The 26,239-nt window shown below is 60.4% G+C and carries 25 protein-coding genes; 5 read left to right on the forward strand and 20 right to left on the reverse strand.

The window, feature by feature from the left end; genetic code table 11:
• Positions 1 to 2: 2 nt before the first annotated feature.
• From icmH to tssA, 20 genes are all read right to left on the reverse strand, one after another.
• A complete protein-coding gene (gene icmH, locus AC1Z1G_RS26970) occupies positions 3 to 872 on the reverse strand; it encodes a type IVB secretion system protein IcmH/DotU (RefSeq protein ID WP_347902747.1) in 870 nt (289 codons plus the stop codon).
• 5 nt (positions 873 to 877) lie between these two features.
• A complete protein-coding gene (gene tssK, locus AC1Z1G_RS26975) occupies positions 878 to 2,209 on the reverse strand; it encodes a type VI secretion system baseplate subunit TssK (protein ID WP_347902748.1) in 1,332 nt (443 codons plus the stop codon).
• A gap of 2 nt (positions 2,210 to 2,211) precedes the next feature.
• Entirely contained in the window at positions 2,212 to 2,709 is a 498-nt protein-coding gene (gene tssJ / locus AC1Z1G_RS26980) for a type VI secretion system lipoprotein TssJ (RefSeq protein ID WP_347902749.1), read from the reverse strand.
• Positions 2,710 to 2,714: 5 nt separating this feature from the next.
• Positions 2,715 to 3,914 carry a type VI secretion system-associated FHA domain protein TagH gene (tagH, locus tag AC1Z1G_RS26985; protein ID WP_483623596.1) on the reverse strand — a complete coding sequence of 400 codons (1,200 nt, stop codon included), beginning with the start codon at positions 3,912 to 3,914 and terminating at the stop codon, positions 2,715 to 2,717.
• Positions 3,915 to 3,932: 18 nt separating this feature from the next.
• Positions 3,933 to 4,073, reverse strand: a complete 141-nt coding sequence (locus AC1Z1G_RS26990; protein ID WP_092276060.1) for a type VI secretion protein — start codon at positions 4,071 to 4,073, stop codon at positions 3,933 to 3,935.
• A gap of 156 nt (positions 4,074 to 4,229) precedes the next feature.
• Positions 4,230 to 5,747, reverse strand: coding sequence for a sigma-54 interaction domain-containing protein (locus AC1Z1G_RS26995; RefSeq protein WP_483623598.1), 1,518 nt, complete (start codon positions 5,745 to 5,747; stop codon positions 4,230 to 4,232).
• 10 nt (positions 5,748 to 5,757) lie between these two features.
• On the reverse strand, positions 5,758 to 8,412 hold the full coding sequence (tssH, locus tag AC1Z1G_RS27000; RefSeq protein ID WP_483623600.1) for a type VI secretion system ATPase TssH: 2,655 nt from the start codon (positions 8,410 to 8,412) through the stop codon (positions 5,758 to 5,760).
• A gap of 13 nt (positions 8,413 to 8,425) precedes the next feature.
• On the reverse strand, positions 8,426 to 9,433 hold the full coding sequence (gene tssG / locus AC1Z1G_RS27005; RefSeq protein ID WP_483623602.1) for a type VI secretion system baseplate subunit TssG: 1,008 nt from the start codon (positions 9,431 to 9,433) through the stop codon (positions 8,426 to 8,428).
• A complete protein-coding gene (gene tssF, locus AC1Z1G_RS27010; RefSeq protein WP_483623604.1) occupies positions 9,397 to 11,184 on the reverse strand; it encodes a type VI secretion system baseplate subunit TssF in 1,788 nt (595 codons plus the stop codon). Before tssF ends, tssG begins: the two co-directional genes overlap by 37 nt.
• 78 nt (positions 11,185 to 11,262) lie before the next feature.
• Positions 11,263 to 11,688 carry a hypothetical protein gene (locus tag AC1Z1G_RS27015; RefSeq protein ID WP_483623606.1) on the reverse strand — a complete coding sequence of 142 codons (426 nt, stop codon included), beginning with the start codon at positions 11,686 to 11,688 and terminating at the stop codon, positions 11,263 to 11,265.
• Positions 11,681 to 12,649 (reverse strand): hypothetical protein, encoded by a 969-nt coding sequence (locus tag AC1Z1G_RS27020; protein WP_483623608.1) that lies wholly within the window; start codon positions 12,647 to 12,649, stop codon positions 11,681 to 11,683. The genes AC1Z1G_RS27015 and AC1Z1G_RS27020 overlap by 8 nt, the downstream gene beginning before the upstream one ends.
• Positions 12,646 to 12,867: a hypothetical protein gene (locus AC1Z1G_RS27025; protein WP_483623610.1), complete on the reverse strand. Its 222-nt coding sequence runs from the start codon at positions 12,865 to 12,867 to the stop codon at positions 12,646 to 12,648. The genes AC1Z1G_RS27020 and AC1Z1G_RS27025 overlap by 4 nt, the downstream gene beginning before the upstream one ends.
• Entirely contained in the window at positions 12,864 to 13,259 is a 396-nt protein-coding gene (locus AC1Z1G_RS27030; RefSeq protein WP_483623612.1) for a hypothetical protein, read from the reverse strand. The genes AC1Z1G_RS27025 and AC1Z1G_RS27030 overlap by 4 nt, the downstream gene beginning before the upstream one ends.
• Positions 13,256 to 13,642, reverse strand: coding sequence for a hypothetical protein (locus AC1Z1G_RS27035; protein ID WP_483623613.1), 387 nt, complete (start codon positions 13,640 to 13,642; stop codon positions 13,256 to 13,258). Before AC1Z1G_RS27035 ends, AC1Z1G_RS27030 begins: the two co-directional genes overlap by 4 nt.
• A complete protein-coding gene (locus AC1Z1G_RS27040) occupies positions 13,639 to 13,932 on the reverse strand; it encodes a hypothetical protein (RefSeq protein ID WP_483623615.1) in 294 nt (97 codons plus the stop codon). Before AC1Z1G_RS27040 ends, AC1Z1G_RS27035 begins: the two co-directional genes overlap by 4 nt.
• A gap of 29 nt (positions 13,933 to 13,961) precedes the next feature.
• The gene (locus AC1Z1G_RS27045) at positions 13,962 to 14,450 is read right to left on the reverse strand and encodes a hypothetical protein (RefSeq protein ID WP_483623616.1); all 489 of its coding nucleotides are present in this window, start codon (positions 14,448 to 14,450) and stop codon (positions 13,962 to 13,964) included.
• A 4-nt stretch (positions 14,451 to 14,454) separates the two neighbouring features.
• The gene (tssE, locus tag AC1Z1G_RS27050) at positions 14,455 to 14,862 is read right to left on the reverse strand and encodes a type VI secretion system baseplate subunit TssE (RefSeq protein WP_347902762.1); all 408 of its coding nucleotides are present in this window, start codon (positions 14,860 to 14,862) and stop codon (positions 14,455 to 14,457) included.
• 15 nt (positions 14,863 to 14,877) lie between these two features.
• Positions 14,878 to 16,353 (reverse strand): type VI secretion system contractile sheath large subunit, encoded by a 1,476-nt coding sequence (tssC, locus tag AC1Z1G_RS27055; RefSeq protein WP_347902763.1) that lies wholly within the window; start codon positions 16,351 to 16,353, stop codon positions 14,878 to 14,880.
• 28 nt (positions 16,354 to 16,381) lie between these two features.
• Positions 16,382 to 16,885 (reverse strand): type VI secretion system contractile sheath small subunit, encoded by a 504-nt coding sequence (tssB, locus tag AC1Z1G_RS27060; protein ID WP_347902764.1) that lies wholly within the window; start codon positions 16,883 to 16,885, stop codon positions 16,382 to 16,384.
• Between the two features lie 32 nt (positions 16,886 to 16,917).
• Positions 16,918 to 18,474 carry a type VI secretion system protein TssA gene (tssA, locus tag AC1Z1G_RS27065; protein ID WP_483623619.1) on the reverse strand — a complete coding sequence of 519 codons (1,557 nt, stop codon included), beginning with the start codon at positions 18,472 to 18,474 and terminating at the stop codon, positions 16,918 to 16,920.
• Between the two features lie 714 nt (positions 18,475 to 19,188).
• Here tssA and AC1Z1G_RS27070 point away from each other — a divergent pair.
• The 5 genes from AC1Z1G_RS27070 (at position 19,189) to AC1Z1G_RS27090 (ending at position 26,041) form a co-directional block, all read left to right on the forward strand.
• Positions 19,189 to 21,207: a type VI secretion system Vgr family protein gene (locus tag AC1Z1G_RS27070; RefSeq protein ID WP_483623620.1), complete on the forward strand. Its 2,019-nt coding sequence runs from the start codon at positions 19,189 to 19,191 to the stop codon at positions 21,205 to 21,207.
• Entirely contained in the window at positions 21,204 to 22,052 is an 849-nt protein-coding gene (locus AC1Z1G_RS27075) for a DUF4123 domain-containing protein (RefSeq protein WP_483623621.1), read from the forward strand. Before AC1Z1G_RS27070 ends, AC1Z1G_RS27075 begins: the two co-directional genes overlap by 4 nt.
• Positions 22,049 to 22,843: a hypothetical protein gene (locus AC1Z1G_RS27080; protein WP_483623623.1), complete on the forward strand. Its 795-nt coding sequence runs from the start codon at positions 22,049 to 22,051 to the stop codon at positions 22,841 to 22,843. The genes AC1Z1G_RS27075 and AC1Z1G_RS27080 overlap by 4 nt, the downstream gene beginning before the upstream one ends.
• Before the next feature lie 88 nt (positions 22,844 to 22,931).
• Positions 22,932 to 23,726 carry a hypothetical protein gene (locus AC1Z1G_RS27085; RefSeq protein WP_483623624.1) on the forward strand — a complete coding sequence of 265 codons (795 nt, stop codon included), beginning with the start codon at positions 22,932 to 22,934 and terminating at the stop codon, positions 23,724 to 23,726.
• Positions 23,723 to 26,041 carry a lipase family protein gene (locus AC1Z1G_RS27090; protein ID WP_483623626.1) on the forward strand — a complete coding sequence of 773 codons (2,319 nt, stop codon included), beginning with the start codon at positions 23,723 to 23,725 and terminating at the stop codon, positions 26,039 to 26,041. The genes AC1Z1G_RS27085 and AC1Z1G_RS27090 overlap by 4 nt, the downstream gene beginning before the upstream one ends.
• Positions 26,042 to 26,239: the final 198 nt, after the last annotated feature.

A 26,239-nucleotide genomic window follows, 5' to 3' on the forward strand; every position in this document is an offset into this window, starting at 1 on the left:
TTTTACGACTGCGGCTGAACCGCTGCCGGATCAAGCTGCTGATAAGGTTGCAGAACGGTTTCGCGCTGCTCGCCCAGCACCCAGGCAAACCCCGAATACATCACCACCAGGCACACCACGGTGAACAACGCCACCATCCACCACGGCACGATGCGCACCAGGCTGCGACGCTTGTCGTTGAGGCCTTCCCAGTGCGGCGACAGTTCACGCGGCACGTCGCCGCGCAGCTGACGAATCTGCCGGTACAAGGCATCGCGGATGCCTTCGAGTTCGAGCATGCCACGGGCCTGCACCCGGTACTTGCCTTCGAAACCCAGGGACAGGCACAGGTACATCAGTTCAAGCATCGGCAGGTGCTTGACCGGGTTCTTCGACAGCCGATCAAGCAACTGGAAGAACTTCTCGCCGCCGAACGTTTCGTTGTGGAAGCTGCTGAGCAGGCTCATCTGCGACCACTCGCTTTCGTTGCCCCACGGCGTGGTCACCACAGCTTCATCGACCACGGTGCAGAGCACGTAACGGGCGGCCATCACCTGGCTACTCTCGGCGCCATTGTGCAAGGCGCGCACTTCGAAGAGTTTCAGCCCGGAGGTCAGGCGCTCATTGAGCGCGTGCATGTCTTCGCGGGTTTCGCTGTGCTTGAGCCGCACCACTTCCGACAGCAACTCCGAGGACGCCGCCACCAGCGAGTTCAGGCTGATGTTGAACGCTTCCGCCGGACGCAGGCGGGCGGCGTAGATCATCCGTTCTTCCAACTGCTCGAAACGCGGCGGTGCGGCGAAGTCGGTCAGCGGGCTCGAAGCCGGGCCCTGGCCCTGGCGATCAAGGAGGACAGTCTTGTCATCCTGGTTGTGATCCATGTCCTTCATCATGTCGGTCAGTTCCTGATGGCCCAGAATTTCAGTTCAAGCTCGGCGAATTCGCCGGACACGTGGAACGCGAAGCCGCCGGAACGCTCCAGTTGCGCCAGGTCTTCGGAACTGAGTTCGAGGATGAAATAGGTTTTGTTGGAGTGGAACGGGATCTGGCGCGGCGCCACCGGCAAGGGTTTGACCTTGATGCCCGGCAGGTGCAGGTTGACCAACTGACGAATGCGCTCCACCGGACCGACCTTGAGGTGCGCCGGCAAGCGATGACGCAGCTCTTCGGAGTCGCAGTTGGCACTGGCGGCGAGCACGAACGAAGCCGAGCCCAACAGTTTGTGATCGTGCAGCGGCGACACGGTGATCCCGTACTGGCGAGCTTGCAGCACCAGTTCGATGGCGTGCTGTTCGAGCACCATCGACAGCACCTGACGGATTGCTTCCATCAACTTGCGAAAGCTCGCGCCCTGGTCGCTGTGCTGGTAACGGCTGTCCAGACGCGGGCGTTTGCTGTCGCTGGCGAAGGTCGCCAGATCGCCCAGCATCGACAGCAGCGTGCGGTACAGCTCTTCGGGGTGAACCTGTTCCAGGCCCAGGAAGTGGCGCAGTACCAGTTCGGTACGGTTGATCAGTTGCAGCATCATGAAGTCGCCGACTTCCGCGCCACCGACCTTGCCGTTGGAGCGAATCCGGTCGGCAATGGTGTCGCCCCGGTGTCCGAGCATGCTGATGACTTCTTTCAGGCACGACAGCAAATAGCCCGAAGCGTGCGCGTGAATGTAGGTCGGGACGAAGTCCGGGTCGAGGCTGATCACGCCGTCGGGCGTGGTGTCGAGGACTTCGCAGACCTTGAGTTTCACGTAGGCCTGGTCGCTCTGTTGCTCGCCGAGCAGCAAGCGAAAATCCGGGCGGGCGCAGCTGACCTGGCTGCTGGAGTCGTCGCCGGCGTTGGAGTCGGCGACTTCCGCCTCGTACGCGGTGTAACGCGCCAGCACGTCGGACTGCTCGGGGCGGCGGGACTCGATGTGGTTGCCGGTCACCAGTGGCAACGCCAGGTAGATCGGCGTGTTACCGGTATTCGGCGGGACGTCCAGTGCCAGCGGCTCGGTGTTGCCACCCAGTTCGAACAGGCTGCCGTCCGGCAGAATCCCCGAGGCCTGGCTGATCACCAGTTTGCCCATGTTGAGGAACTGCAAGTCGATTTCCAGCCCCAGGAACCCCCAGGTGTAGCTGCCCAGCAACTGAGTGCGGGTTTTCATCTGGTTGTCGTAGTAGCGATCGTTGTGCTGGAAATGCTGCGGACGCAGCAGCATGCCTTCCTGCCAAATGACTTTATGCACGTTCATGTTCAGTCAGCCTTGGCGATCGTTGCGTGGGTGGGGCGAATGCCGGTCTGGTCGAGGGTCAACTCGGCCTCGGTCAGCTCGACCGGAGTGAGTTGCACCACGTAGCGCCATTGGCTTTCAGGCAGGTCGCGATAGGCCGCGAGCACGCCAACGAAGCGGCTGCCCTCTTCCACGCTGAGCTTGAGTTCGACGGTTTCGCCCGGGCGCAACTCCATCTCTTCGCTGGCCACCAGGTCTGGCGACAACGAGTCCTTGGCGCGTTCGTACAGGCTGAAGAAATCAGCGTTTTCGAAAGCCACCGGATGCTTGAGTTCCATCAGCCGCACGACAATCGGCGACGGCCGACCGTTGAGGTCCGGGTTGAGCTGATCGCTGGCGGTCAGCTTGAGGTTCAGTTTGGTCATCGTGGAATACGGCGACATCGACGAGCAACCGGCCAGCAGCACCAGGGCGGTGAGCGCAGTCAGCGTCTTGAAAAAAGCGGTCGAGCAGCGAGACATGCGCATCATCCTTGGTGGTCGGTGTGGAGGGTGGAGATCAGGCGGATCTGTTCTTCGTAGGCCTGGGCGAAATCGCGCGCCAGCAGGCGTTCGCTCCAGTCATCGTCCTGACGCAGCGCCTGGTGGTAACGGCCGTAGGCTCTCCAGCGACTGCCCGAGGTGGCGATCAACGGCTTGTTGCCGTCGCGCTCGAAACGCAGGGTCAGTTGCTGTGGCGAGAAGTGCTCCAGAGTCCCGCGCACCGCCGCACGGCTGGCGGTGAGCAACGCGACCTGATGCGCCTGCAAATCGCGGAACGCACGGGAGATCGCCTGTTCGGCCGGCAACTGGCCGGGCTTGTTGCCCTGCAACAGAATGCCCAGCGCTTCGCCGGCATCGACGGCGAATTTCAGCGGGTTCTTGCTGGTGGCCTGGCCGGTGGTGAGTGCCAGACGCAGTTCGTTTTTCAGCTCCGAGCGGGTGCGCAAGCTCTGCTGCAAACCGCCCACGCTTTGCTTGAGCAAGCGTGCGGCGTTGATCGCCAGGGCTTCGCGGCTCTCGTGGTCGAGGCCCTTGAGGTCCACGCCCAGGGCGTCGCCAAAGTGCTCCCAGAAACCTTCGCTCTGACGCTCCGGCGCTTTGGGTGCGGGTGCAGGAGCCACGGGCGCCGGGGCATCAATCAGCTCCGGCACCATCAGGCTTTCCATGTCGATGCGCGCATAGTCGGCGCGCTGACGGGGTTCCTGGCGCGGCGCATTGAGGGCGCCCAGCTCGTCAATTTCCGAGTACACGCGCTCTTGCTGATCAAGGGCATTGAGCGGGTCGAGGTCCAGGAACGCATCGTCAGGAATGATGCTGCCCGCCGCTTGCGGACGGCCGACTTCAGCCTCGAACGCTGCCGGATCGCGAACCAGCCGTGCGCGGATCTCGAAGTCCCCGAGCACATAAACGCTGCCATGTTCGATGCGCTGCGCTTCGCCCTTGCGCAGGCGCGCGCCGCTTTCACTGTCCTGGATACCGTTGCTGCTGGTATCGGTCAGGTAAAACGTGCCCTCACGGTAGCTGATCAGCGCGTGATGGTTGGACAGGTGGCGTTTACGGTCCGGAATGATCCAGTCGCAATCCTCGCCCCGCCCGATCACGCCGCCAGCCTGTTTAAAGGTCTTCTGGCACAGATCGGTAGGCACGAATTGCTTGGTGTTCAGCATTTCGAAAACCAGTTCCATTGATGTCGCTCCTTGCGGTCACTTGCCGCGATTGACCGCCTGCGGATCACCCAGTGGGCGATAGGTGTTGTCGTTGAATTTGTAATTGCCGCTACAGCCGCCGAGGCCGCATAGAACGACGAGGGTCAACAGGACGGCTTGCCAGTGACGTACAGGCATCAGAGGGTCTCCATGATCAGGAAATGCACAAAGCGTCGCCCCGTTCGGGCGGCGCTGAAAAAAGCGAATGAGGTTGGGGCAAGCGCCCTGGCCACGGGGAGTTCGCGGGCCACAGTTGGCATTCCAACCAACGGCGTTGGGGTGCGGAAACTGAGATCAGCCATCGAAATCACCGAGGTTGATGTTCAGGCGCCCGAGGCGGTACAGCAGGGTTCGGCGTGGCAAGCCCAGTTCGCGGGCCGCCAGGGTTTGATTGCCATCGTTCTTGCGCAGGCAATCGAGCAACAGGCTGCGTTCGACCTGCTCCAGGCGTTCGCGCAGGTTCAGGCTGCTGTCTTCCGGCACGACATCGACACGCAGCGAAAAATGCTCGGCCAGCAACTCGCCGCCCTCACACAGCAGCACGGCGCGCTCGACCAGGCCCTTGAGTTCCCGCACGTTGCCGGGGAAGGCATAGCCGGACAGGTGATCGAGCGCCGCATCGGACCAGCGCACCGCATCGCGTTGCAGGAACGTGCAGGCCTTGTCGGCAAAGTGCCGGGCCAGGTCAAGGATGTCGCCATCGCGCTGGCGCAGGGGCGGCAACTCGATGGGGAACTGCGCGAGGCGGTAATACAGGTCCTCGCGGAACTTGCCTTCGCTGACCAGCACCGCCAGGTCGCGGTGAGTGGCGGCGATGATGCGCACGTCGATCTTGTGGGTGTCGTTGGAGCCCAGCGGACGAATCTCGCCTTCCTGCAACACCCGCAACAACTTGGCTTGCAACGACAGCGGCATGTCACCGATCTCATCAAGCAGCAGGGTGCCGCCATTGGCCGCATCGAACAGCCCGGCGCGGTCGCGGTCGGCGCCGGTGAAGGCACCTTTGCGGTAGCCGAACAACTCGCTTTCCAGCAGGTTCTCCGGGAACGCAGCGCAGTTCTGCACGATGAACGCCTGGGAGCGGCGCGGCCCGCAATCGTGAATCGCGCGGGCCACCACTTCCTTGCCGGTGCCGGTCTCGCCACGCAACAACACGGTGTAGGGGCTGTGCAGCACTTTGCTGATCAAGCGACAGGTGTCGCGCATCGCAGCACTCTTGCCGATCAATCCGTAACCGCTGGCGCTCGGCACGCTGGTGGAAATCGAAGCGACCTCCCCCACCGGCCGGCGCAGGCGGTGCAGCAAATGCAACTGACCGAGCACGAACGAGCCCAGTTGCCCCAGCGAATCGGCAAAGCCTTGCAGCTCGACGTGTTCACGGCTGGCGCACAACAACAGCCCGACCACCGCTTGCTGCGCGTTGACCAATGGCACACACAGCAGCGATTGCCACGGTGTGCTTTGGGCCGGCAGGAAGCTGGTTTCGTGCAGGCTGCCGCTCAGTTCGTTCAGGCTCAACACCCGGTTCTGACACAGCGAAAACTGCAACAGTTGCTCACCGTTGTAGTCCGCCGGCAGGCTCGCGGCCTCGCGTGGCTGCAACACACCCTGCAAGCATTCGGCGTTCAAACCCAGGCACGTGTGGGTTGCGTCGAGCAAGTACAACTGGCTCAACTCGCAACCGCTGAGTTCGCACACGGCGCGCACAAAGTCACCGAGCAGCGCCGCGCCGTCAGCCGCGCGCGACAAGCTGGCGAACTGCGCCAGCAAGGCTTCGGCATAGATCAGCGGCTGCGCCACGCGAGTGAACATCAGTGACACCTCACGCGAACTCGCAGGTCACGCCAGCGTCGCCGTCGAGCGTCGCATGCACGCGCTTGAGGCTTTCACCGGTGGCCATGGCATCGAGCAAACGGTCGGCCACCAACGGCAGCACATGCAGGTCGAGCAAGTGGTCGATCAGGCGTGCGCCGCTGTCGCTTTGGGTGCAGCGTTCGGCCAGGTGATCGACCAGGTTCTGGCAGTACGTGAAATCCAGTTGACGACGGTTCAGGCGCTCGCCCAACCGGTCCAGTTTGATTTCGATCAGTTCGCGCAGCACCGGGCCACCCACCGGGTAGTACGGGACCACACGCATACGCGCCAGCAGCGCCGGTTTGAAATGCTTGCTGAGCACCGGGCGAATGGTTTCTTCCAGTACTTCGGCAGTGGGACGCGCACCGTTTTCACACAAATCGCTGATGCGGTCGCTGCCCAGGTTCGAAGTCATCAGGATCAGCGTGTTGCGGAAGTCGATTTCACGCCCTTCGCCGTCGTTGGCCACGCCTTTGTCGAAGATCTGATAGAACAGGTTCAGCACGTCCGGGTCAGCTTTTTCGACTTCGTCGAGCAGCACCACCGAGTACGGTTTCTGGCGCACGGCTTCGGTGAGCATGCCACCCTCGCCGTAACCGACGTAGCCCGGCGGTGCGCCGATCAGGCGCGACACGGTGTGCTTCTCCTGGAACTCGGACATGTTGATGGTGGTGATAAAACGATCACCGCCGTACAGCAGGTCGGCCAATGCCAGGGCGGTTTCGGTCTTGCCGACGCCGCTTGGCCCCACCAGCAGGAACACGCCCACCGGTGCATCGGGTTTGTTCAGGCCCGCAGCGGTGGCACGCATCGAACGGTCGAGGGCGTGGACGGCTTGCTCCTGACCGCGAATGCGGGTGCGCAGGTCGGTGGCGAAGCTCGCGACCTTGGCGTTGTGCTCACGGGCCAGTTGCGCCAACGGCACGCCGGTCCAGGCGCTGATCACTTCAGCGACCAGGCGCGGGCACACTTCGAAACTCACCAGGCGTTCCTTGACCTGGGCATCGGTCAGGGCGCGATGGGTTTCGTTCAACGCGGCTTCCAGTGTCTCGACGCTCTGCGCCTCATCCACTGGGGTCTCCAGGGTTTCGATGACGGTGCCTTCGGCGTCTTCTTCCACAGTCACGGTCGGTTCAACGGCGGCAGCTTCGCGGGCCTTGGCCAGTTGCTGACGCAGGTCCAGCAGGCGCTCGGCCAGTTCCTTCTGCTCGGTCCAGAGGGTTTCCAGGGCGACCATTTCGTCTTCGGCGGCGTCCAGGCGATCTTCCAGCGCGTCCAGCGCTTCGTGATCAATCAGCAAACCGGCCTCGGCGTCGCGGCGCAGGGCCTGACGCTGACGGCCACCTTCGGCCAGCTCACCGCGCAGGCGCTCGAGGCTTTCCGGCGCGGCGGCCAGGCTGATGCGCACGCGGGCGCACGCGGTGTCGAGGACGTCGACGGCTTTGTCCGGCAGTTGCCGACCGGCCAGGTAACGAGCGGACAGTTCCGCCGCCGCGACCACCGCGTCATCCCGCAGGTAGATGCCGTGGCTCTTCTCGTACACCTGAGCCAGGCCACGCAGGATGGTCACCGCTTCGCTCACCGTCGGTTCGTGCAACTGAACCGGCTGGAAGCGACGGGCCAGGGCCGGGTCTTTTTCGAAGTATTTTTTGTACTCCGCCCACGTGGTGGCGGCGATGGTGCGCAACTCGCCACGGGCCAGGGCTGGTTTGAGCAGGTTGGCGGCGTCCGAACCACCGGCGTTGCCACCGGCACCGATCAGGGTGTGGGCTTCGTCGATGAACAGAATGATCGGTTTCGGCGAGGCTTTGACTTCGTCGATCACACCCTTGAGGCGACGTTCGAACTCACCTTTGACGCTGGCGCCCGCTTGCAGCAGGCCCATGTCCAGCGACAGCAGCTCAACACCCTTGAGCACCTGCGGCACTTCACCGGCAGCGATGCGCGAGGCCAGGCCTTCGACAATGGCAGTTTTACCGACACCGGCTTCACCGACCACGATCGGGTTGTTTTTGCGCCGACGGGCGAGGATGTCGACCATCTGACGAATCGCGCCATCGCGGCACAGCACCGGGTCGAGTTTGCCGTCGCGGGCTTGTTGGGTCAGGTTATGGGTGAAACGTTGCAGCAGGGACTCGCCCGGCACGGCAGGTTTGCCGGTGGCCGGTTCTTCCTTCTGCGACAGAGCAAAGTCTTTCAGCCGATCAATGTTCAATTTCGCCAGCAATGGCTGGTAGCGGCTACCGGCATACCGCATCGGGTTGCGCAACAGGGCGAGGATCAACGCAGCCTGTTCGACCTGGCTCTGGCCCAGTTCAAGGTTGGCCACCAGCAACGCGTCTTGCAGCCACTGCACCAGCTCCGGGGCGAACACCGGGTTGCGCGAAGCGCTGTGCTCGACCCGCGATTGCAGGGCCGCGCTCAGTTCGCCGGCATCCACTTCGGCGTCCTGCAACGCGCGTGCGAGCAGACCTTGCGGGCGCTCCAGCAAGCCCAGCAGCAGGTCTTCGACGAGGATCTTGCTGCCGCCGCGCGCGACGCAGCGTTCGGCAGAACTTTCCAGGTCGCGACGGGTTTCGGCGTCCAGCGCCTGGATCAGTTGTTGCAGGTCTACGTTGATCATAGGTTTCACATCCTTAATGAATTTTGCTGCCCAGGGTCACCACGCCGTCCGCTTTTTCGCGGCCCAGCCAACTGGTCCACCCCAGGCGACAGGCGTTCTGCTCACCGATGCGCAGTTCGCGGATTTCTTCCTGGCGCAGGACCAGGCGAATGTCGTAGTCGAGCGGGTCACGCAGGGTGAACCGCACCAGCGCGCAGAGCGGCTGGTAGCCGAAACCGATCGGCAGGAATTCGTGGAAGCGTTGCCAGTCGAGTTCGCGGATGTGAATCCGGAACTTGCCGCTGCGGTCGCGCACGCGCTCACCCAGCACCAGGTCTTCACCGAGCTGGCTGTTGGCGTGACCGAGACGGTTGCGCTGCTCTTCGAGGATTTCTACACGGCGCTCGATGCACTGCTCGATGGTCAGCTCCGCGTGCTTGAAGTAATAGCGCAGCACGGCTTCGATCAGCGCCGCCGAGTGCGCCCGCAAACTCAACAGGCCCAGGTACGGCAGCAAACGTTTCCAGTTCAGTTCCTTGGCCCGGCGAATGTCTTCGCCGCCCAGCCCGATCAACGCAAACAGCTGCGAGGAAAACGGGTCGAGGGCGCCGCTCTGGAAGCTGGCGCGGTAACGGTACTTGCGCCAGATCGGCAGCATCAGGCGTTGCAGGCGATGGTGGAACAGGTCGAAGAAGTTGCGCGTCGGGTTGCCGTCTTCGCTGTCGCCCAGGGCCTGTTCGCCATAGAACGCCGGCAGCGGCGAACCGGAGCCGACCAGGCCGATCAGGTTGAAACGCATGCGCGCGCGCAGTTGCCCGTGCTCTTCGAAAAACTCCACGCGGTCGACGTCGCTGCCGGGGAAACCCAGGCTCGGGTTGGCCTGGAATTCCAGCTGGTCGTACAGGTCCTCTTCGCTCAGGAACGGGTGCGCCTCGCGCAGCCGGTCGATGACCAGCAGCACGCCCTGAAACAGCGAGTACTCGCGTATTACCCGGCTCAGCCCGCTTAAAGCAGGGGCTGCAGGCCCATACGTGGTGTCCATTGGTACACCTCTCCCTGTGTGCTTTTTACCCGCAGCTCGTGGTACGAATTGAGACTGGCGTAAAGCGCGAAAAACTCGTTAAGAACCGAGGCGAACACGAACAGGTCGCCTTCGCCGATGTAGCCTTCCGGGTCGATGGTCAGCTCGGTGCGCAACCCGCGCAGCGGCAAACCGCGATGCAAACGGTCGACGTGCTGGTGACGGATCGACTTGAGCCCGCCCAGCAAACGCTTGCTGACCTTCTCGGCGTGTTGGTCGTAGTAGCGCGGCAAGTCGTAGGTTTCGAGGATCACCTTGAGCGCGTCGACGTTGGCCAGCGACAGGTAGTTGAGCGACATGTTGCTGATCAGCTTCCAGAGGAAGTCACGGTTCAGCGGCGGCGCAAAACTCGACGTGGCCGGGGTGATGTTGCGGAAACTGAGGAACTCCGGGGTCTCTTCGCAGGCCATGCAGATGTCGCCCAGCTTGAGCCGGCGCGGCAGGTTCTGGTTGGTGCACATCAGCTCGATCGACAGGGTTTCGTGGGCTTCGGTGTGACGAATGCCGAAGCTCAGGTAGGTGTCGAGGCCGTCGTGCAGCAACGAGGAGCGCTGGCGGATGCTGTAATGCGGACGGCTTTGCGGCACGTCGAAACTCGGGTCGTGTTCGAAGGATTCGAACGGCACGTATTCCTGATAACCGAGGCCGCCGGGCTTCCACCCGGTCACGCCTTCAACGGAGAACACGCCGCAGTTTTCCAGGTCGAATTCGGCCGGCAACAGCAGGTATTCATCCTGTTTGCCGTCCAGGCGAATCGGTAACGCATCGTGTTCGAACAGGTTGACGATCGGCGTGCAGTAGAGCTTCACGTTGTCCAGGGTCGGGCGCAGCCGCTGGATGCCGCTCTTGCGGATGTCGAAGCGCAATTCCAGGCCGCGCATCTGCTTGAGGGTGTCTTCGGGCAAGGCCTTGAGCAGGTCCAGGCCGGTCAGGTCGACGAACAGGAACTTGTCCTGGAAGGCGAAGTATTCCTGCAAGTAGCGGTAGCCACGGAAGGTATTGAGCGGGTACGGAATCAGCGCCTCTTCTTCGGCAAAACCCACCGGCTGCACGCGGTCGCCCGGCATCTTGAACGCCATTGGCATGCCGTTGACGCCATTGAGCGGCTTGCCGGAGCCGTCCAGCGGGATCAGTTCGATGCCCTCCAGGTTGCGCAGCAGGCTGAGGTAAAGCATCTGGCTGATGTAGCGCTCGCCCGCCAGGTGCAGGCGCAAGCGGCTCAGGTCCAGTTCACCGATGTGGCCGTCGCAGGCCATGTCCAGGCGCAGGCTCAACAGCGAACCGTCACCCTTGACCGAGTAGGTCAGCGCGGTCAGGTCCAGCGGCAGGACTTCGGTCGGGTAGCAGGTGCGGAACCGGCAGCGCACGTCATCGATCGGCACGCTCTCCACTGGCGTGTCGCGCTCCACGCGCAGGGCCGGGCCGGAACGCTTGAGCGGGTCGAACTGCAAGATGCTGAACGCCGGCAGCGGGCGCATGTAGTTGGGCCACAGCAGGTGCATCAGCGAATGGCTGAGCTCCGGCAGTTCGTCGTCGAGCTTCTGGCGCAGGCGCCCGGTCAGGAACGCGAAACCCTCCAGCAGGCGCTCGACGTCCGGGTCACGCCCAGCCTGACCCAGGAAAGGGGCCAGCGCCGGACTACGTTCGGCGAAGCGGCGACCCAACTGGCGCAGCGCGGTGAGTTCGCTTTGGTAGTAGTGATTAAAGGACACGGGTTACCTGCCTGATTCGGGTTGCTGTTGAGACCGCCACGTCCATGCGTGCGGCTGTATTCGAGGGAGCGAAACTCATCAATAAAACGTCCTGTAGAGCGCAACCGTCAGCCCTGAAATGACATAACCGGCGATGAGCAGATACGGCAAAAATGCCACCCACATGACCATCATCCCGAAACCGTCCAGGTCCCCCGTCAACAGGGTTACCACGCCATACAACACCCATGCCCCGGCATAAAAAGGGATGAACAACAGCGGGGCCAGCCATACGCTTCGCAATACTTGTTTCTCGGTACACCCATTCAGAGAACGTGTTGCCCACACGGCAAACACCAGGTACGCCAGCGGGCCGAACGCGAACACGTTAATCAGCACCACCTGCCGCGCCTCCAGCCGCGGGGCGCTACCGTCCAGCCACTCGCCCAGCATCGCTCCCAGCAACAGCACGAGCGGAAGCCACAGGGCCACCTTGAAAAATCGCCGTCGGCCGGCGCTATGCATGGCGATACCGCAATTCAAGTGCGGCGGCCAATATTTCACGCCGCTCGAAAAAATCGACCCAGGCCTGAGGCGCCCCGCTCTGCTGGAGAAACGCCTGCTGCGCGGGCTCGTCGAGGGTTTCCCAGAACGGCTGCCAATAGACGTCCCACCACCACTCAAGGCTGCCTTGCAGGCCAAGCAACTCACTCGGGTCGACTTGCGGGAATACCACCCACGGCCCGGGTGGGGTGATCGGCAGGTCGCGCACGGCCTCGACCAGCGCCAGGCTGTTGGTGACCAGAATCACCACCCGCACATTGAATTCATCGCGCTCGCCCAACGACACCACCGCGCCATGGGCTTTCTTCAGCGTGCGGAATCGCTCGGTATGCGCGACTTCGCTGACGAAGCCTTCGCGCTCGATCAACCGGCGCAACCGGGCAAGGCTGTCGGCGCACGGCATGAAGGCCATCTGATAAGCGCCAAGGCCCACCGAATCCAGTGCACGCACCCACGGATAGCCGCCGCCGGGAGCGTGGCCACCGAGCGGGAAATACTCGGCAATCTCCTGCAACTCCTGCGCAAGCCCAGTTGGTTTTTGGGGGGCCGCTCTGCGCTTCCACCACCGGTCCAGCCCGACGCTCAACACAATCGCCATCAAGGTGAACGCGCCCTGCCCGAGGCCATAAAACAGCGTTCGCAGCGGATGGTGCGGCAGCAGCCACAACGGAATCAGCAGCACCAACGCAGCCCACAGCCCCAGCTTGGCCTTGAGGTTGGGCAACAGGGCGATCAGCAGGTTGACCCCCAGAAACAGCTCGAACAAAAACTTGCTGGTCAGGCGAATATTCACGCCACGGGAGGTCAAGCCGCCGTTGATCGCGCTGTAGGTGTCCGCCACCCAGTTGTTGAGAAACACGTAACCGACACAGAAAAGACTGTGGATCAGCACGCTGCAAAGGATTCGGGCCACGGGGCTCATGCCGGACTCAAATTGGCGTACCAGGAACCGACGAGTTCCATGGCAATGAGCGTCGCCAGCACCATGAACGTCAGGCCCCGATGCAACCACGATTCGCGCAGCGTGCGACTCAGGCCGCTGACGATCAGCAGCAGGCTCAGGAACGCGAGGCCGCCGAACAGAATACTGTCAGCCACCACCATCAGGTAAAAACGCAGTTCGTCCGGCAAAGTGATCATGGGCAAAACGCCCCGTCCACGATGCTCCAGCTGCGCAAGCGACCGTTTCTTTCTCGTTTGACCTTGGCCACGGCGTCACGCATTTCGTCAGCGGTCACGGTACGTGTTCGCCCAGCCCCTTTGACGGTCAACGAATAGCTGTCGCTGATTTGCGGGCTCACGTCTTCGCCATAGGACAGGTAACTGGCCACGTAGTCGCGCTCGCCCGGTGCAATGACATGCGCGGGTATGGGCGGCAAAAAGTTGCTGCTGCCATGCGACTCGATCTCCAGCGGCACCCCACAGGTGTTTACGAGAAAAATGTCGTTGTTGTAGGTCAGCTGCGTGGTGCAGCCCGCCATTAGCACGCCGCCCACCACCAACCACATCTTCATGAATGACCTGAAGCTCACTGCGCACGATCTCCTTTGTTCTTGGTAATGGGCAGATACGCCGTGACCGAAATCTCTTCGAGGTCGGCACTGCTGATTTGGGCCGCCGTCAGGAGCGTACCGCTTTGAGTTCCATAGCGAATCCAGCCCTCGCTCAGCAGACTTCCGCTTTCATAGCGCACCTGCACCCAGTAATCCGGTGGGTTGGACCGGGTGATCTCCACGTAATACCCGCCGTCCTCGGCCCCCAGCCATTGAGCCTTGGGGTGATCGGCCAACACCCGTGGTGCAGGCTTGTCGAAACTCGCACCGCCGAGAAACACCCCGCCAAGAATGATCGCCAGCGCCCCGACCACACTGAGGACGTGGCGGAACCACTTCCATGCCACACCGAGCGCGTTCATCGCGCGCACCATGTGCGGAAGTCACGCGAGTCGAAGCCTGCGCACTCGGTTGCCTTGGCGAACGCGAGATAAGGGGCATCCGGTTCGTAGCTAAAGTAGTAATAGTGTTGCGCGTCCTCGCCATAGACCCACCAGGAACTCGATCCCTGGTTGATTTCATAGGGTTCGAAGGTCCAGATCGATGACTCTGCGGGGATGAAATTCACCCGGTCCATGAGCAGCATCAAGGCGTTGGATAACACCGGCGTCGTCCAGGCCAGGAACGTCAAAACCGCTACGAGAGCGGTCATTGGCCAAAGGGTCGGGCGCAACCTCATTTTCAGCTGTCCCCCCCGGTTTCAAAGGGGACGTTGTTGGCCGACGGCGGCGCGAAAAAAGCCTGACTGGCCGTGGCTTGACCGCACTCCGGGACAGACCAGCCCTGATAACCTTTAACGGTCGGATAGATCGCTCGGTTGAATACCCACTGCGAAGCCTCGTCCACCGTGAACTCGTTCTGCCAGATCATCCATTCGGACGACCTCAGCAATGTCCCGTCCTTGGCGTACACCTTGAAATAGGCTTCGCTGGCGAAAATGCGCACCAGGCTTCCAGCGACACCGAGGGCCGAGTACTGGGGAATGTAGGAGTTGATGTAGCACGTCTCGCTGTCGTTCCAGGTGGTGGAATAGACATGAGCCAGCCGTCCCGCCGCAACTTTCACATAACAGGCGCCTGAGACCACAGCCACAAAGGTCAGGGCAATCAACAGCAAAACGCTACGTCCCTTCATGACCACCGCACCCTGGTTCAGAACTGCCCATTGCATGTCCCTAGTTGATCTTGACTTGGCCGCTGCCATCCAGGCGCGCGGCAAAACTGACCTGACGCTTGAAACCTTCCACCTCCAACAGGCCTTCGATACTGAAGGACAGTCGCAGCTGGTCGTTGTCACGCGGCAGTGAAACGACACGCACATTGCTCAGGCGCGGTTCGTAGGCTTCGATGAAGCTTTCGATGGCCAGGCGGGCCTGACTCAGAGAGTCGTGCAGGCTCAGGCGCATGTCGTTGAGATCGGGTAGCCCGTAATCGGACAGCGTTTGCACGCTGCCCGCACGGGTGCTGAGCATCTTGGCCAGATGGGCAGCCACCGACGCCATGGCGGAGGCCTCGCGGCTCCAGCCGACGCGTTTGTCCGCGTCGCCACCCAGGCGTTCGAAAAGGCTGCCGTATCCAGTCATGAGTGAGCTCCGGGTTTACTCTTTGTCCAGCTTGCCAACCAGCGACAGGGTGAAATCGGCACCCATGTACTTGAAGTGCGGACGCACGTTCAGGCTGACGCGGTACCAGCCAGGCTCGCCTTCAACATCGCTGACGATGATCTGGGCAGCGCGCAACGGGCGACGGCCACGGACTTCGGCGCTCGGGTTTTCCTGGTCGGCCACGTACTGGCGGATCCACTTGTTGAGTTCCAGCTCGAGGTCGGTACGTTCTTTCCACGAACCGAGTTGCTCGCGCTGCAGCACTTTCAAGTAGTGAGCCAGGCGGTTGACGATCATCATGTACGGCAGTTGGGTGCCGAGCTTGTAGTTCAGCTCTGCAGCCTTGCCTTCGGCACTGATGCCGAAGAACTTCGGCTTTTGAACCGAGCTTGCGGAGAAGAACGCGGCGTTGTCGCTGCCTTTACGCATGGTCAGGGAAATGAAGCCTTCCTCGGCCAGCTCGTATTCACGACGGTCGGACACCAGCACTTCGGTCGGAATCTTGGTTTCGATTTCGCCCATGCTTTCGAAGTGGTGCAACGGCAAGTCTTCAACCGCGCCACCGCTTTGCGGGCCGATGATGTTCGGGCACCAGCGGAATTTGGCAAAACTGTCGGTCAGCTTGGTGCCGAACGCGTAGGCCGTGTTGCCCCACAGGTAGTGCTCGTGGCTGTTGGCGACGGTTTCTTTGTACACAAACGATTTCACCGGGTTTTCTTCCGGATCGTACGGGTTGCGCAGCAGGAAACGTGGCACGGTCAGGCCGATGTAACGCGAGTCCTCGGACTGGCGGAAGCTCTGCCATTTGGCGAATTGCGGGCCTTCGAAGTGATCTTTCAGATCCTTGAGGTCCGGCAGGCCGGTGAAGCTTTCCAGGCCGAAGAATTTCGGGCCGGCCGCGGCAATGAACGGCGCGTGAGACATGCAGGCTACGCTGGACACGTACTGCATCAGTTTCACGTCTGGCGAACTTGGCGACATGTAGTAGTTAGCGATGATCGCGCCCACAGGCTGACCACCGAACTGGCCGTATTCAGCGGTGTAGATGTGCTTGTACAGGCCAGCCTGCATCACTTCCGGCGAATCTTCGAAGTCGTCCAGCAGGTCCTGCTTGGAGACGTTGAGGATTTCGATCTTGATGTTTTCGCGGAAGTTGGTGCGGTCGACCAGCAACTGCAGGCCACGCCACGCCGACTCCAGGGACTGGAAGTCAGGGTGGTGAAGGATTTCGTCCATCTGACGGCTGAGCTTGGCATCGATCTCGGCGATCATGCGGTCAACCATGGCCTTCTTGACCGGCTCACCGTTGTTCTGCGGCTTGAGCAGTTCTTCGATGAACGCCGACACGCCGCGCTTGGCGATGTCGTAGGCTTCGTCGTCCTTGGTCAGGCGGGTTTCGGCGATGATGCTGTCGAGAATGCTGAACTCGCCGCTCTCGTTGTCTTTTTGCTGTGCTGCACTGGTGCTCATAGTGTTGGCTTCCTTGGCTGATGGAGACTCAGGCGTCCGAGGCTGCGGCGTTCAAGCCCAGCTCACCCAGTACGCGACCGCGGGATTCGTCGTCGGCGAGAACGCCTTCAATGGCTTTGCGGAAGGCAGGGGCGTTACCCAGTGGGCCTTTGAGGGCCACCAGCGCATCGCGCAGTTCCATCAGTTTTTTCAGCTCAGGCACTTGCTCGACCAGGCTGGCCGGGTTGAAGTCCTTCATCGAGTTGACGCGCAGTTTCACTGCCAATTCGTCAGTCTCGCTGTCTTCCTGAAGGCGGTTAGGCACGCTCAGCGTCAGGCTCAGCTCTTGCTTGGCGAGCACTTCGTCGAAGGTCATCTTGTCGATGCTGATCGGCTTGCGATCTTCGATTTTGCGTTCGTCCGCGCGGTGGGTGTAGTCACCGATTGCCAGCAGCTTCAGCGGCAGTTCAATCTCTTCCTGAGCACCGCCGGTGGCGGGTTTGAAGGTGACGTTGATGCGTTCCTTGGGGGCTACCGAGCCTTCTTTGGCCATGGCTTTTCTCCTTGCGGTTGTGGCCCTGGGGCCTATTCGAGTACCACTTCGAGGTCGAGGTGGCACAGCCTGCGATAAATCTCTTCCTTGCGTTCTCGCACTGCGTGGTTCTGCGGCAACAACTCACAGCAGCTATGCAGGAGGTGCAGCACTTCCAGCGCAAGATCAGGCTCCCAGGCGTGCAAGCCTGAGTTCTGTAATTCTGAATCGAGGGTTTCGAGCTGGGTCTTGGCCAGTTCGTACTTCTTGGCCTGGAAGCACAGCCGCGCGAGGCTGAACTGCCAGAAAAACCGTACGCGCCCGCCCTGGGCAGCTTGCAGGCCCTGCTTGAGCACCTGCACGGCGGCCTTGAGGCCGTCCTTGCGCAGGACCGGCAGCACCTCTTCGAGCGCCAACTCCCAGGCCGGCTGGCTGGCGCTGACTTCGACTTTGCGCGGCGCGCTGGCGGTTTGCAGATGGGGCATCACGTTGGCGCTGATCCAGGCGCGAGTGGCCGGATCGGCGAACGGCGCACCGTCGTGGTAACGCAACTCGACGATCCCCGGCAGGCGCTGAATCAACAACGCGAAGTGGATTTCCACTTCGCGCATGGCCAGGTCGGCGTTGAGGTTCTGCAAACACTCCCAGACCATCCGCTGGCCGTCGAACCAGAACGGCGCCTTGCCCAGGCTGGCTTCGAGCTCCACCAGCAGGTCGGCGTATTTGCCCTGGTCGAAGCGGTCCTGATAAGTCTTCAGCCTGTCTGCCGGCAGCCCGCGCAGCGCGGTGATCTGCTCGGCGTTACGCTCCGGCACCGCGTCGATCGGCAACCACAGCAGCGTGCGGTTCAGGCGCAGGGCGCGCAGGTCGGTGGCTTTCTGTTTCAGCCACCAGGCGCACAGCGGGCGCGCATTTTCCTGCTGCGCGCGCAGGGCCTTGTGGGCTTCTTTTTCGTTATCGATCGGGGCGCCGGGGGTAAACAGCTGGGTCGCGGCTTGCTTGACCTGGGCCACCACCGCCCCCACCGCACCGGGCTCCGGCTGGTTGTCGGCGGCGCGTTGGACCATGCTTTTGACGCGGCGGCAGATCGGTAGCAGCAACGGCGCGTCATCGCCCAGGTGTTGGGTCAGCGCACTGTCCAGGCCCTCGAGGTTTTCCACCAGGCGGCGGAACAGCGGCAACTGCTCCTTGATCGGAACGTTTTCGCTGAGCACCTGCTCCAGGCGCGGCACCAGCCAACCGACGGCGGCGGCGCGGGTGCGCAATTTGGCCGGGTGAACCTGTTCCCAGTGCTTCTCGCACAGGTAATGCAGCAAACCGATGCCCGCCAGCAAGCCCTGGAACGATTCACGCTGGTACAGCGCCCACGTCAACCAGGCGCCCACGCGCAAGTCCTTGGACTGGGTTCGCAGCAGGGTTTCGCTGTTTTCGAGAATTTTCAGCCAGTCGATCTGACCGCTTTCGTGCATGGATTGGGCTTTGCCCAACTCACTCTCCAACGCTTCGAATTCGCTCGAGAAGCGAACATCCTCGCCCGCAAAATTCTCTTTGGAAACAGAGGACTTAGCGAGTTCAAGGTAATGGGCGGAGAGTTTGCTTGAGTAGGACATCCATGGCCTTTATTGAGATAACGGTCGAATCACCTGCCGAAGTTTCGGCGGTGCTGGACAGTATCAAGAGCATCGTAAAAGACTCATCCGATTGAGTGCCGTGCTCTTTAAGTCGGCGCATCGTACTCACGATGATGGCCACTAGCAAGCATCCGATTAAACAACAAGACGAAGTGTTCGCTGTGGCGCGTAGGTGATCACCCTATATGTGACAGGGGATACCCTGATATCAGTTTAATATTCCCACTTTCTGCCAATCACTCCAGAACCGCTGAGCCAGAGCGGTCTTGCAAACCTGATCATCATCATTGAACAGTCGCTTTCCGAGGTTGGCGAAAAGCATGACAAGAGTAAAAACTGATAAATGTAGGATTCTTCTGAAAAGTTACCGCCATCAATCCAATAAGTCAGCGGGCGATAACACTTAATAAAAAGTGCCACTGATTTGATGGCACTTTATATCTCGGCAAACTCCTCAACCGTGGCCATTCATGGCGAAAATGCATGGACTTGACCACCCAATTGCACTCGACTTGCACTGTCTGTCGTTCGCTGACGCAACATTTTGAAATGCGGAAAATTCGCGCCGAGCTAACGGACTCGTCCTACATTAATTCTTTCACCCTCTTGTTAGCGTGCCCGGCAATTTACGCATGCTCGGCCAGACAGGGTATGGGCATCGCGCGCTGTCTCTTTCCACTTGAGGATTAGTGTATGTTCGCGCCGGCCAATGTTGCGCACTTCGCGTTACTGATTCCTTCTGTTCGCAACGATTTCAAGGTGCTGGCCTTCGACGGTACTGAAGCCATCAGCAGCCTGTATGCGATCCGGGTTTCACTGGTCAGCGAACACACGAATTTCGATCTTGAAAGCCTGCTCAGCCAACCTGCGTTTCTCCAGTTCGGACTGAAGGGCGAAGGCATTCATGGCCGTATCGAAGAGGTTTTGGTGGGCGAAAGCGGGAAACGCCTGACCCATTACCAACTGACCCTGGTGCCCGCGCTGCACTATTTGCAGTTCAGCCATCAGCAACGGATTTTCCAGCGCCTGACGGTGCCGCACATCATTGCCCAAGTCTTCAAAAGTCACGGCATTCAGGCAGATGCCTTTACCTTCAATGTCGGTACCAGCCCCGAGCGCGAATACTGCACCCAGTATGGGGAGAGTGACTTTGAGTTCGTCCAGCGTCTGTGCGCCGAGGACGGCATCGCGTGGCATCACCAGCATTCGGCAGAGGGCCATCTGCTGGTGTTCACCGACGATCAGACCTACTTCCCCAAGCTGGGCGAAATCCCTTATCAGCAAGGCTCTGGCCAGGTGGCGGACCACCCGCTCGTCAGCCAGTTTTCCCAGCGCTTCAGCACCCGCACCAGCACCACTACGCACCGCGACTATGACCTGGAACGCCCAAGTCAGTTGCTGGAGAGCCGCTTCACCGCCGAGTTCAGCCCTGCACTCGAAGACTACCGCTACCCGGTGCTGATGCCGACCGAAAAACGTGGTAAACAACTCGCCCGGCAGGCGCTGGAACGCCACCGTACCGATTACCAGTTGGCCGAGGGCAAAAGCGACCAGCCGACCCTGCGTAGTGGCCACTTCTTCGACTTGGCCGAACACCCGCGCAAGTCCTGCAACGATTTGTGGTTGTTGCTCAGCGTGACGCACTCAGGAAAGCAACCCCAGGTGCTTGAGGAGACGGTCACCCACGATGCCCAATCCAACGACGGTTTTACCCAAGGCTACTGCAACACCTTCAACGCCATCCCGTGGGACGTGTTCTACCGTCCGCCGATGATCACCCGAAAAACCGTGCTGGTCAGCCAGACCGCCCGCGTCACCGGGCCGGCCGGCGAGGAGGTTTTCTGTGATGAGTTTGGCCGAGTAAAGGTCGAGCTGCCCTGGGACCGAGCCGAACTCAAGAGCGACAAAAGCAGTTGCTGGCTACGTGTTTCATCGAGCTGGGCGGGGGAAAGTTTCGGCTCGGTGACCATCCCGCGCATCGGCATGGAAGTGGTCGTGACCTACCTGGAAGGCGATCCCGACCAACCGTTGATTACCGGTTGCGTGCCCAACAAGGTCACGTCCGTACCGTATCCGTTACCCGCAAACAAAACCAAAACCGTACTGCGCAGCCAAAGCTCTCCGCGCACCGGTGGTTACAACGAACTGTCGATTGAAGACCGCGCCGGGCGGGAGCTGATTTACCTGCGCGCCCAGCGCGACCTCGAACAACTGATCCTCAACGACAGCGACACCAAAATCGGCAACGACCGCCGCGAACAGGTGGCCAACAACAGCACCAGCCTGATCAAGGGCGATGAAACCCACACCACCGACGGTCAACGCAACACCGTGATTGGCGGCAACGAGCTGATATCCATCACTGGCAACAGCAGCACCACGGCGGGCGGCACGCTGGTGATTCAGGCCGGCCCCCACGCGCACCTCACCGCCGCCCAGGTGGTGATCGACGCCGGGATGAGCCTGACGCTCAAGGCTGGCGGCCACCACCTCGTGATCAATGCAGCGGGCATTTTCAGCAGCGTGGCCATTGTTGAGGGCGGCGCGCCCGTGGCGGGGGTTCCCCCCCTACAGGCGCTGGCTAGCGCACCTCAGGCAATCATCGCCAGTCCATTGTCCATCGTGACCGCCACCAAACAACAAGCAGCGGATTACTGCCCGCTCTGCGAGGCTTGTCGTGATGGCCTGTGCATTATTGGAGATAACGCATGAGCACGTTGGAGCAATGGCTACACGACCAGTCCGCGACAGGGCGGCGCTTTTACCTGGTGCTGGACTCCCTCGGGCAGCTAGACGAGCGCAATACATTGGTCAGCACGCTGGAAACTCAGCGCTACCGTAACCTGTACATTGGTACACCTGCTGAGTCGCTGGCGAAAAACGGGCCGTACCTGTTTGAACTCGACTCGCTTGATCTCCCGGCGCTCCGGACCTTGTTCACGTCGCCAGAGCGCAACTGGGGTTGGCTGGCCAGCGCTGAAAACACCGACCTCGATACGCTGAGCGCCCATTGGCGCGAACGTCTGGTGACTGGCGAACGCCCCCATCAAGCCGTCTATCGTTTCCACGATAACCGCGTGTTCGCACGTGCGCTGGCCTACCTGCAACCTGAACAGCGCCCGGAGTATCTGGGATCGATGGCCAGCGTCTGTTATTGGCAGGTTGAGCAATGGAGGGTCACTGACAATCCGGCGCCCGGTCAGTATCCGCTGCCAACAGACCCCGCCTGGTGTCATACCCCTACACCAGAAGCCACATTCAAGGGCGTACAGTTCGACAATACGCGCCGCTACCTGGTCCGCGAGCACACCGACAACCTGCTCAGCCTGGCCCAGCAGCAGGACATTGATACCTGGCTACGCGGCCAGTTCGACCTGGCGCACACCTGGGGCTGGCAGGAACCGGACAGCATTCATTTTTTGCTGACGCAAAGCTTGCAGGCGCCGGATTACACCCCACCCGAAAACTGGCAACCCCAGCCACATGAAACCCCGGCGATGCACTTTGACCGGGTTTATCAGGAAACGCTGTACTGGCAGGGAGATGCCCCCGTATGAAACGCGTCATTCACCGTTTAATCCTTGGCAGTTGCCTGGCCCTGAGCATGGGCTGCTCAGCCACCGGCAAGTCCAACACTTTTACCTTTACCGCTGACTTGCCGCCGGACTTTGCCTATGTCGCGACCGTGACCTACGTGCCCGTCCCTAGCCAATCCTGCAACCTGGGCAAACGTGACAACCTGAACCCGCAGTTCAACCGCGAATGGCAGACCGAATACAAGCCCGATGCGCAGATCGAAATACGCCGCACCCGCAAAGGCTGCGAGTTGGTGGTGAGCAGAATAGAGCTTGAGATCAACGCGGCGTACGGGAAAGACATCGGGGACTCTGGTGGTGATTCCGGGTTTATCGCGGTGCGGGACTACCTCGCCCCCCACGACAAAGGCACCTTCAATGCTGCTGGCGAAAGCCAGTTTTCCGGCCAATGCCAGTGGTTTTTCCGCACGATTGGCCCCAAGCGTTACATCACCAAAATTCTCTACTGCAAAAACACCGATGCCCAGGGCAATGTCACCAAAGGTCGTCCGTTTGCCGCGTACACCCTCGATCAACTCCCAGGCAAAACCGTGAAGCTGAAGATCAAGCTGGCGGATGAGGAAGAACCCTACATGGGCGATACCTGGGTCAAGGTGCCTGGAGGCTGGAAACGTTGCATGGGCGACAGTTTTGAAGACCAGGACGCATTCTGCTTCGGTAACCACACTGATTTCAGCACCTTCAAAATGCCCGATGGTCGCACCTGCAGCATTTACCCAGGCTGCACCGAAAACAAGGAGGTGACCCCATGAGCGGGCTACCCCAGCCACATGAAACCCCGGCGATGCACTTTGACCGGGTTTATCAGGCAGCGCTGTACTGGCAGGGAGATGCCCCCGTATGAAACGCGTCATTCACCGTTTAATCCTTGGCAGTTGCCTGGCCCTGAGCATGGGCTGCTCAGCCACCGGTAAGTCCAACACTTTTACCTTTACCGCCGACTTGCCACCGGACTTTGCCTATGTCGCAACCGTGACCTACGTGCCCGTCCCTGGCCAATCCTGCAACCTGGGCAAACGTGACAACTTGAAACCGCAGTTCAACCGCGAATGGCAGACCGAATACAAGCCCGATGCGCAGATCGAAATACGCCGCACCCGCAAAGGCTGCGAGTTGGTGGTGAACAGCATAGAGCTTGAGATCAACGCGGCGTACGGGAAAGACATCGGGGACTCTGGTGGTGATTCCGGGTTTATCGCGGTGCGGGACTACCTCGCCCCCCACGACAAAGGCACCTTCAATGCTGCTGGCGAAAGCCAGTTTTCCGGCCAGTGCCAGTGGTTTTTCCGGACTTCGGGTAAAACTCGAATCCTCAGGAAAATTCTCTACTGCAAAAACACTGATACCCAGGGCAATGTCACCAAAGGTCGTCCGTTTGCCGCGTACACCCTCGATCAACTCCCAGGCAAAACCGTGAAGCTGAAGATCAAGCTGGCGGATGAGGAAGAACCCTACATGGGCGATACCTGGGTCAAGGTGCCTGGAGGCTGGAAACGTTGCATGGGCGACAGTTTTGAAGACCAGGACGCATTCTGCTTCGGTAACCACACTGATTTCAGCACCTTCAAAATGCCCGATGGTCGCACCTGCAGCATTTATCCAGGCTGCACCGAAAACAAGGAGGTGACCCCATGAGCCTTGCTCCCCTGAAAGACGATGACAAACCGTCCTTTGACGGTCGTATTCATACCTGCCCGTTACGTGGGCACTCGACCAGTTTTCAATTGGTGGATGAGTTGGGGGACGGCAAGCCCTATGCAGGCTTGGCGTATGTGGTCACCGACTACGAGAATGCTGTCTACACCGGCAAGCTGGACGCCAATGGCTCCGGCAAGGTGGACAACCATTATTGTGGCCCTGTGGTGCTGAAACTGAATCAGCCCTACGAAGGGCAAGACAAGACATATGTCCGTTTAAAAGAACGAAAGCATTACCCCCTGCCTATCACCGAGCTGCAAGTACGGGCCGAGAAAACTCGCTTTCGGCATAAATCGGGGGTAAGGACCCACTCCAATCCCGCCAGAGGCAAAGACCACAGCTACTTTCAGGTTGAGGTACGTGAACTGGTGGAGTTTGACGCGCACCTGCCGCCGCTGGTTAAACGTAACTTCCCCCCCAACGCCCATGTTTTCTCGTTGTTTCGGCAGGAATCTCAGGTAAAAAACGCTAAGGTCCAGCAGACCGGGTTTCTGGAGGGTGGCAAGAGCACTGTCGTCACGCACAACGATCTGGCCATGTCAGTGCAGGGGTTTTCACCGTCTTCAGGCCCACCACGAGGCGTTGGTCTGATGCCGAACCGGCATAGCGTGCTGGAGGTGCGTCCACTGCGCGCCCTGCGCCCGATGCTCTCGTCTAGCAACGATTTCTGCGCGCTCAACCTGTACCAACTGGCGCTGATGGCGACCCTGAGCTACAGCGACTTTGGTCAGCAACCCCCCTCACACCCGGTAGAAGCCGACAACGTGAGCTTTCCGTTGCAACCGAGCATCGGCAACTGGTTTGGTGACGCGCTGCCAAAATTTGACGAGCTTTGGCAGGTGGATGCGGCGCAGGCCGGGGGGAAAGCCTATTACCCCTTGTATGAGGAGGTGCCGTACTCCAAGCGCCTGGAAGTGGTGCCCTTCGACCCAGAACTGTACTCGGAAGTTAACAACCCATGCCTGGGTGAAAAACAGGAAAATCCGGCGAACATTCACTGGTTTGATGACAGTGCAGCTGACGATGGTACCGATACTCAAGCCTTCATCACTCACCATGATGCGCTGATTCTGATCTCGATACGGGGCACCGCCAGTGGGGCGGATGCCCTGCGTGACATGGATGCCACTCAAGTGCCCTTTGAACAAGGGGTTGGCAAGGTGCACAACGGATTTTATGGCGCGGCCAAAGTGGCTTATCGTTTTGCAGCCCGTTACCTGGATAAGTTTTACAGCGGGCAAAAGCTGGTCATCACCGGGCACAGCCTGGGCGGAGCGATTGCGCTGATAGTGTCTGAAATGCTGCGTCAGCGCCCTGAGAACTATGACATTGTGCTTTACACCTACGGTGCCCCACGGGCCGGTGACAAAGTCTTCGCAGAAGGGGCTGCGCCGCTGATTCACCACCGCACCGTCAACCACAACGACCCGGTGCCAAGCGTCCCATCGACATGGATGAATACGTCCACCAAGCGGGAGTACATCGCACAGGGTGTCGTGACGGTGCTGAGCCCGCCTGTCGGGGTGTCATTGCTGGTGTTGGGCATGATCAACATGACCGGCGAACCCTACACGCACCACGGCACGCTGCGACACTTTATGCCGGTTAACTTTGGAGCAGGCCACAAGTCCTCGATCCTCTGGAAACCATGTTGCAGCTCCATCAACGACCACGGCTGCGCCAAAGCGCTGAAGGCAACCGACGGCCTGCCGGATCGCGGCTCATTCCTGCGACAGATAGTTGATAATGCCGACCACAAAATGGTCGTCAGCTACATACCAAACTGCTGGGCCAGCCTGCGCCGCTGGCAGGAAGCTCAGAAATTCAATCGCCCATTAGTCACTGACCGTGAGTTTAATTCGGTGGATGGGGCGTTAACGAGCATCCAGAAGCAATTGCGCACCCTGGCGGGCAGCCTGGCGGCGCGCCCCGACGCCTATGTCATTGCTCAAGCAGCGGCCATCACCGCTCTTCGCAAAGAAGTCGACAACATCAACGATACGCGTGTCCGTCTAAGCACCCTGCATGTTCAGGCCGTCACCGAGACCGATGTGTATGGTCTATTCGCTGGACTACCCGAGCTGGCTGAGGACAATTTGCCTCGCTGGAAAGCTCACGTGGAGAACACAGCCCAGGAACAACTGGCGATGATCCCACCAGCGGCCGATGACAATGACCGGGCGATAGCTGCCATAACGGGTGGCCACACGGTGGGAGCCCCCTTCCACCTGGATATTGATTCGATTACCTAGCGCTTATGCCTACAGGTAGCACAACGCTCGTGTTGCCGCGGGCCAAATGCCAACACTCCCGATACACCCTGCACTGTACCCATCGATACCGTCATGGCAGCTTTGAAGATGGCCCGCTGCGAGCACCCGAAAGTATTAACACAGATATAACTTGCCTAATCCGAGTTCATTAACCAGTCCTCAAATGCAATGGGCATA

The sequence above is a fragment of the Pseudomonas sp. JL27(2026) genome (assembly GCF_056933555.1).

Coding starts and splice junctions, on each gene's coding strand:
- icmH (WP_347902747.1), bottom strand. CDS start 872: ATGATGAAGGACATGGATCACAACCAGGATGACAAGACTGTCCTCCTT.
- tssK (WP_347902748.1), bottom strand. CDS start 2,209: ATGAACGTGCATAAAGTCATTTGGCAGGAAGGCATGCTGCTGCGTCCG.
- tssJ (WP_347902749.1), bottom strand. CDS start 2,709: ATGTCTCGCTGCTCGACCGCTTTTTTCAAGACGCTGACTGCGCTCACC.
- tagH (WP_483623596.1), bottom strand. CDS start 3,914: ATGGAACTGGTTTTCGAAATGCTGAACACCAAGCAATTCGTGCCTACC.
- AC1Z1G_RS26990 (WP_092276060.1), bottom strand. CDS start 4,073: ATGCCTGTACGTCACTGGCAAGCCGTCCTGTTGACCCTCGTCGTTCTA.
- AC1Z1G_RS26995 (WP_483623598.1), bottom strand. CDS start 5,747: ATGTTCACTCGCGTGGCGCAGCCGCTGATCTATGCCGAAGCCTTGCTG.
- tssH (WP_483623600.1), bottom strand. CDS start 8,412: ATGATCAACGTAGACCTGCAACAACTGATCCAGGCGCTGGACGCCGAA.
- tssG (WP_483623602.1), bottom strand. CDS start 9,433: ATGGACACCACGTATGGGCCTGCAGCCCCTGCTTTAAGCGGGCTGAGC.
- AC1Z1G_RS27015 (WP_483623606.1), bottom strand. CDS start 11,688: ATGCATAGCGCCGGCCGACGGCGATTTTTCAAGGTGGCCCTGTGGCTT.
- AC1Z1G_RS27020 (WP_483623608.1), bottom strand. CDS start 12,649: ATGAGCCCCGTGGCCCGAATCCTTTGCAGCGTGCTGATCCACAGTCTT.
- AC1Z1G_RS27025 (WP_483623610.1), bottom strand. CDS start 12,867: ATGATCACTTTGCCGGACGAACTGCGTTTTTACCTGATGGTGGTGGCT.
- AC1Z1G_RS27035 (WP_483623613.1), bottom strand. CDS start 13,642: ATGAACGCGCTCGGTGTGGCATGGAAGTGGTTCCGCCACGTCCTCAGT.
- AC1Z1G_RS27040 (WP_483623615.1), bottom strand. CDS start 13,932: ATGACCGCTCTCGTAGCGGTTTTGACGTTCCTGGCCTGGACGACGCCG.
- AC1Z1G_RS27045 (WP_483623616.1), bottom strand. CDS start 14,450: ATGCAATGGGCAGTTCTGAACCAGGGTGCGGTGGTCATGAAGGGACGT.
- tssE (WP_347902762.1), bottom strand. CDS start 14,862: ATGACTGGATACGGCAGCCTTTTCGAACGCCTGGGTGGCGACGCGGAC.
- tssC (WP_347902763.1), bottom strand. CDS start 16,353: ATGAGCACCAGTGCAGCACAGCAAAAAGACAACGAGAGCGGCGAGTTC.
- tssB (WP_347902764.1), bottom strand. CDS start 16,885: ATGGCCAAAGAAGGCTCGGTAGCCCCCAAGGAACGCATCAACGTCACC.
- tssA (WP_483623619.1), bottom strand. CDS start 18,474: ATGTCCTACTCAAGCAAACTCTCCGCCCATTACCTTGAACTCGCTAAG.
- AC1Z1G_RS27070 (WP_483623620.1), top strand. CDS start 19,189: ATGTTCGCGCCGGCCAATGTTGCGCACTTCGCGTTACTGATTCCTTCT.
- AC1Z1G_RS27075 (WP_483623621.1), top strand. CDS start 21,204: ATGAGCACGTTGGAGCAATGGCTACACGACCAGTCCGCGACAGGGCGG.
- AC1Z1G_RS27080 (WP_483623623.1), top strand. CDS start 22,049: ATGAAACGCGTCATTCACCGTTTAATCCTTGGCAGTTGCCTGGCCCTG.
- AC1Z1G_RS27085 (WP_483623624.1), top strand. CDS start 22,932: ATGAAACGCGTCATTCACCGTTTAATCCTTGGCAGTTGCCTGGCCCTG.
- AC1Z1G_RS27090 (WP_483623626.1), top strand. CDS start 23,723: ATGAGCCTTGCTCCCCTGAAAGACGATGACAAACCGTCCTTTGACGGT.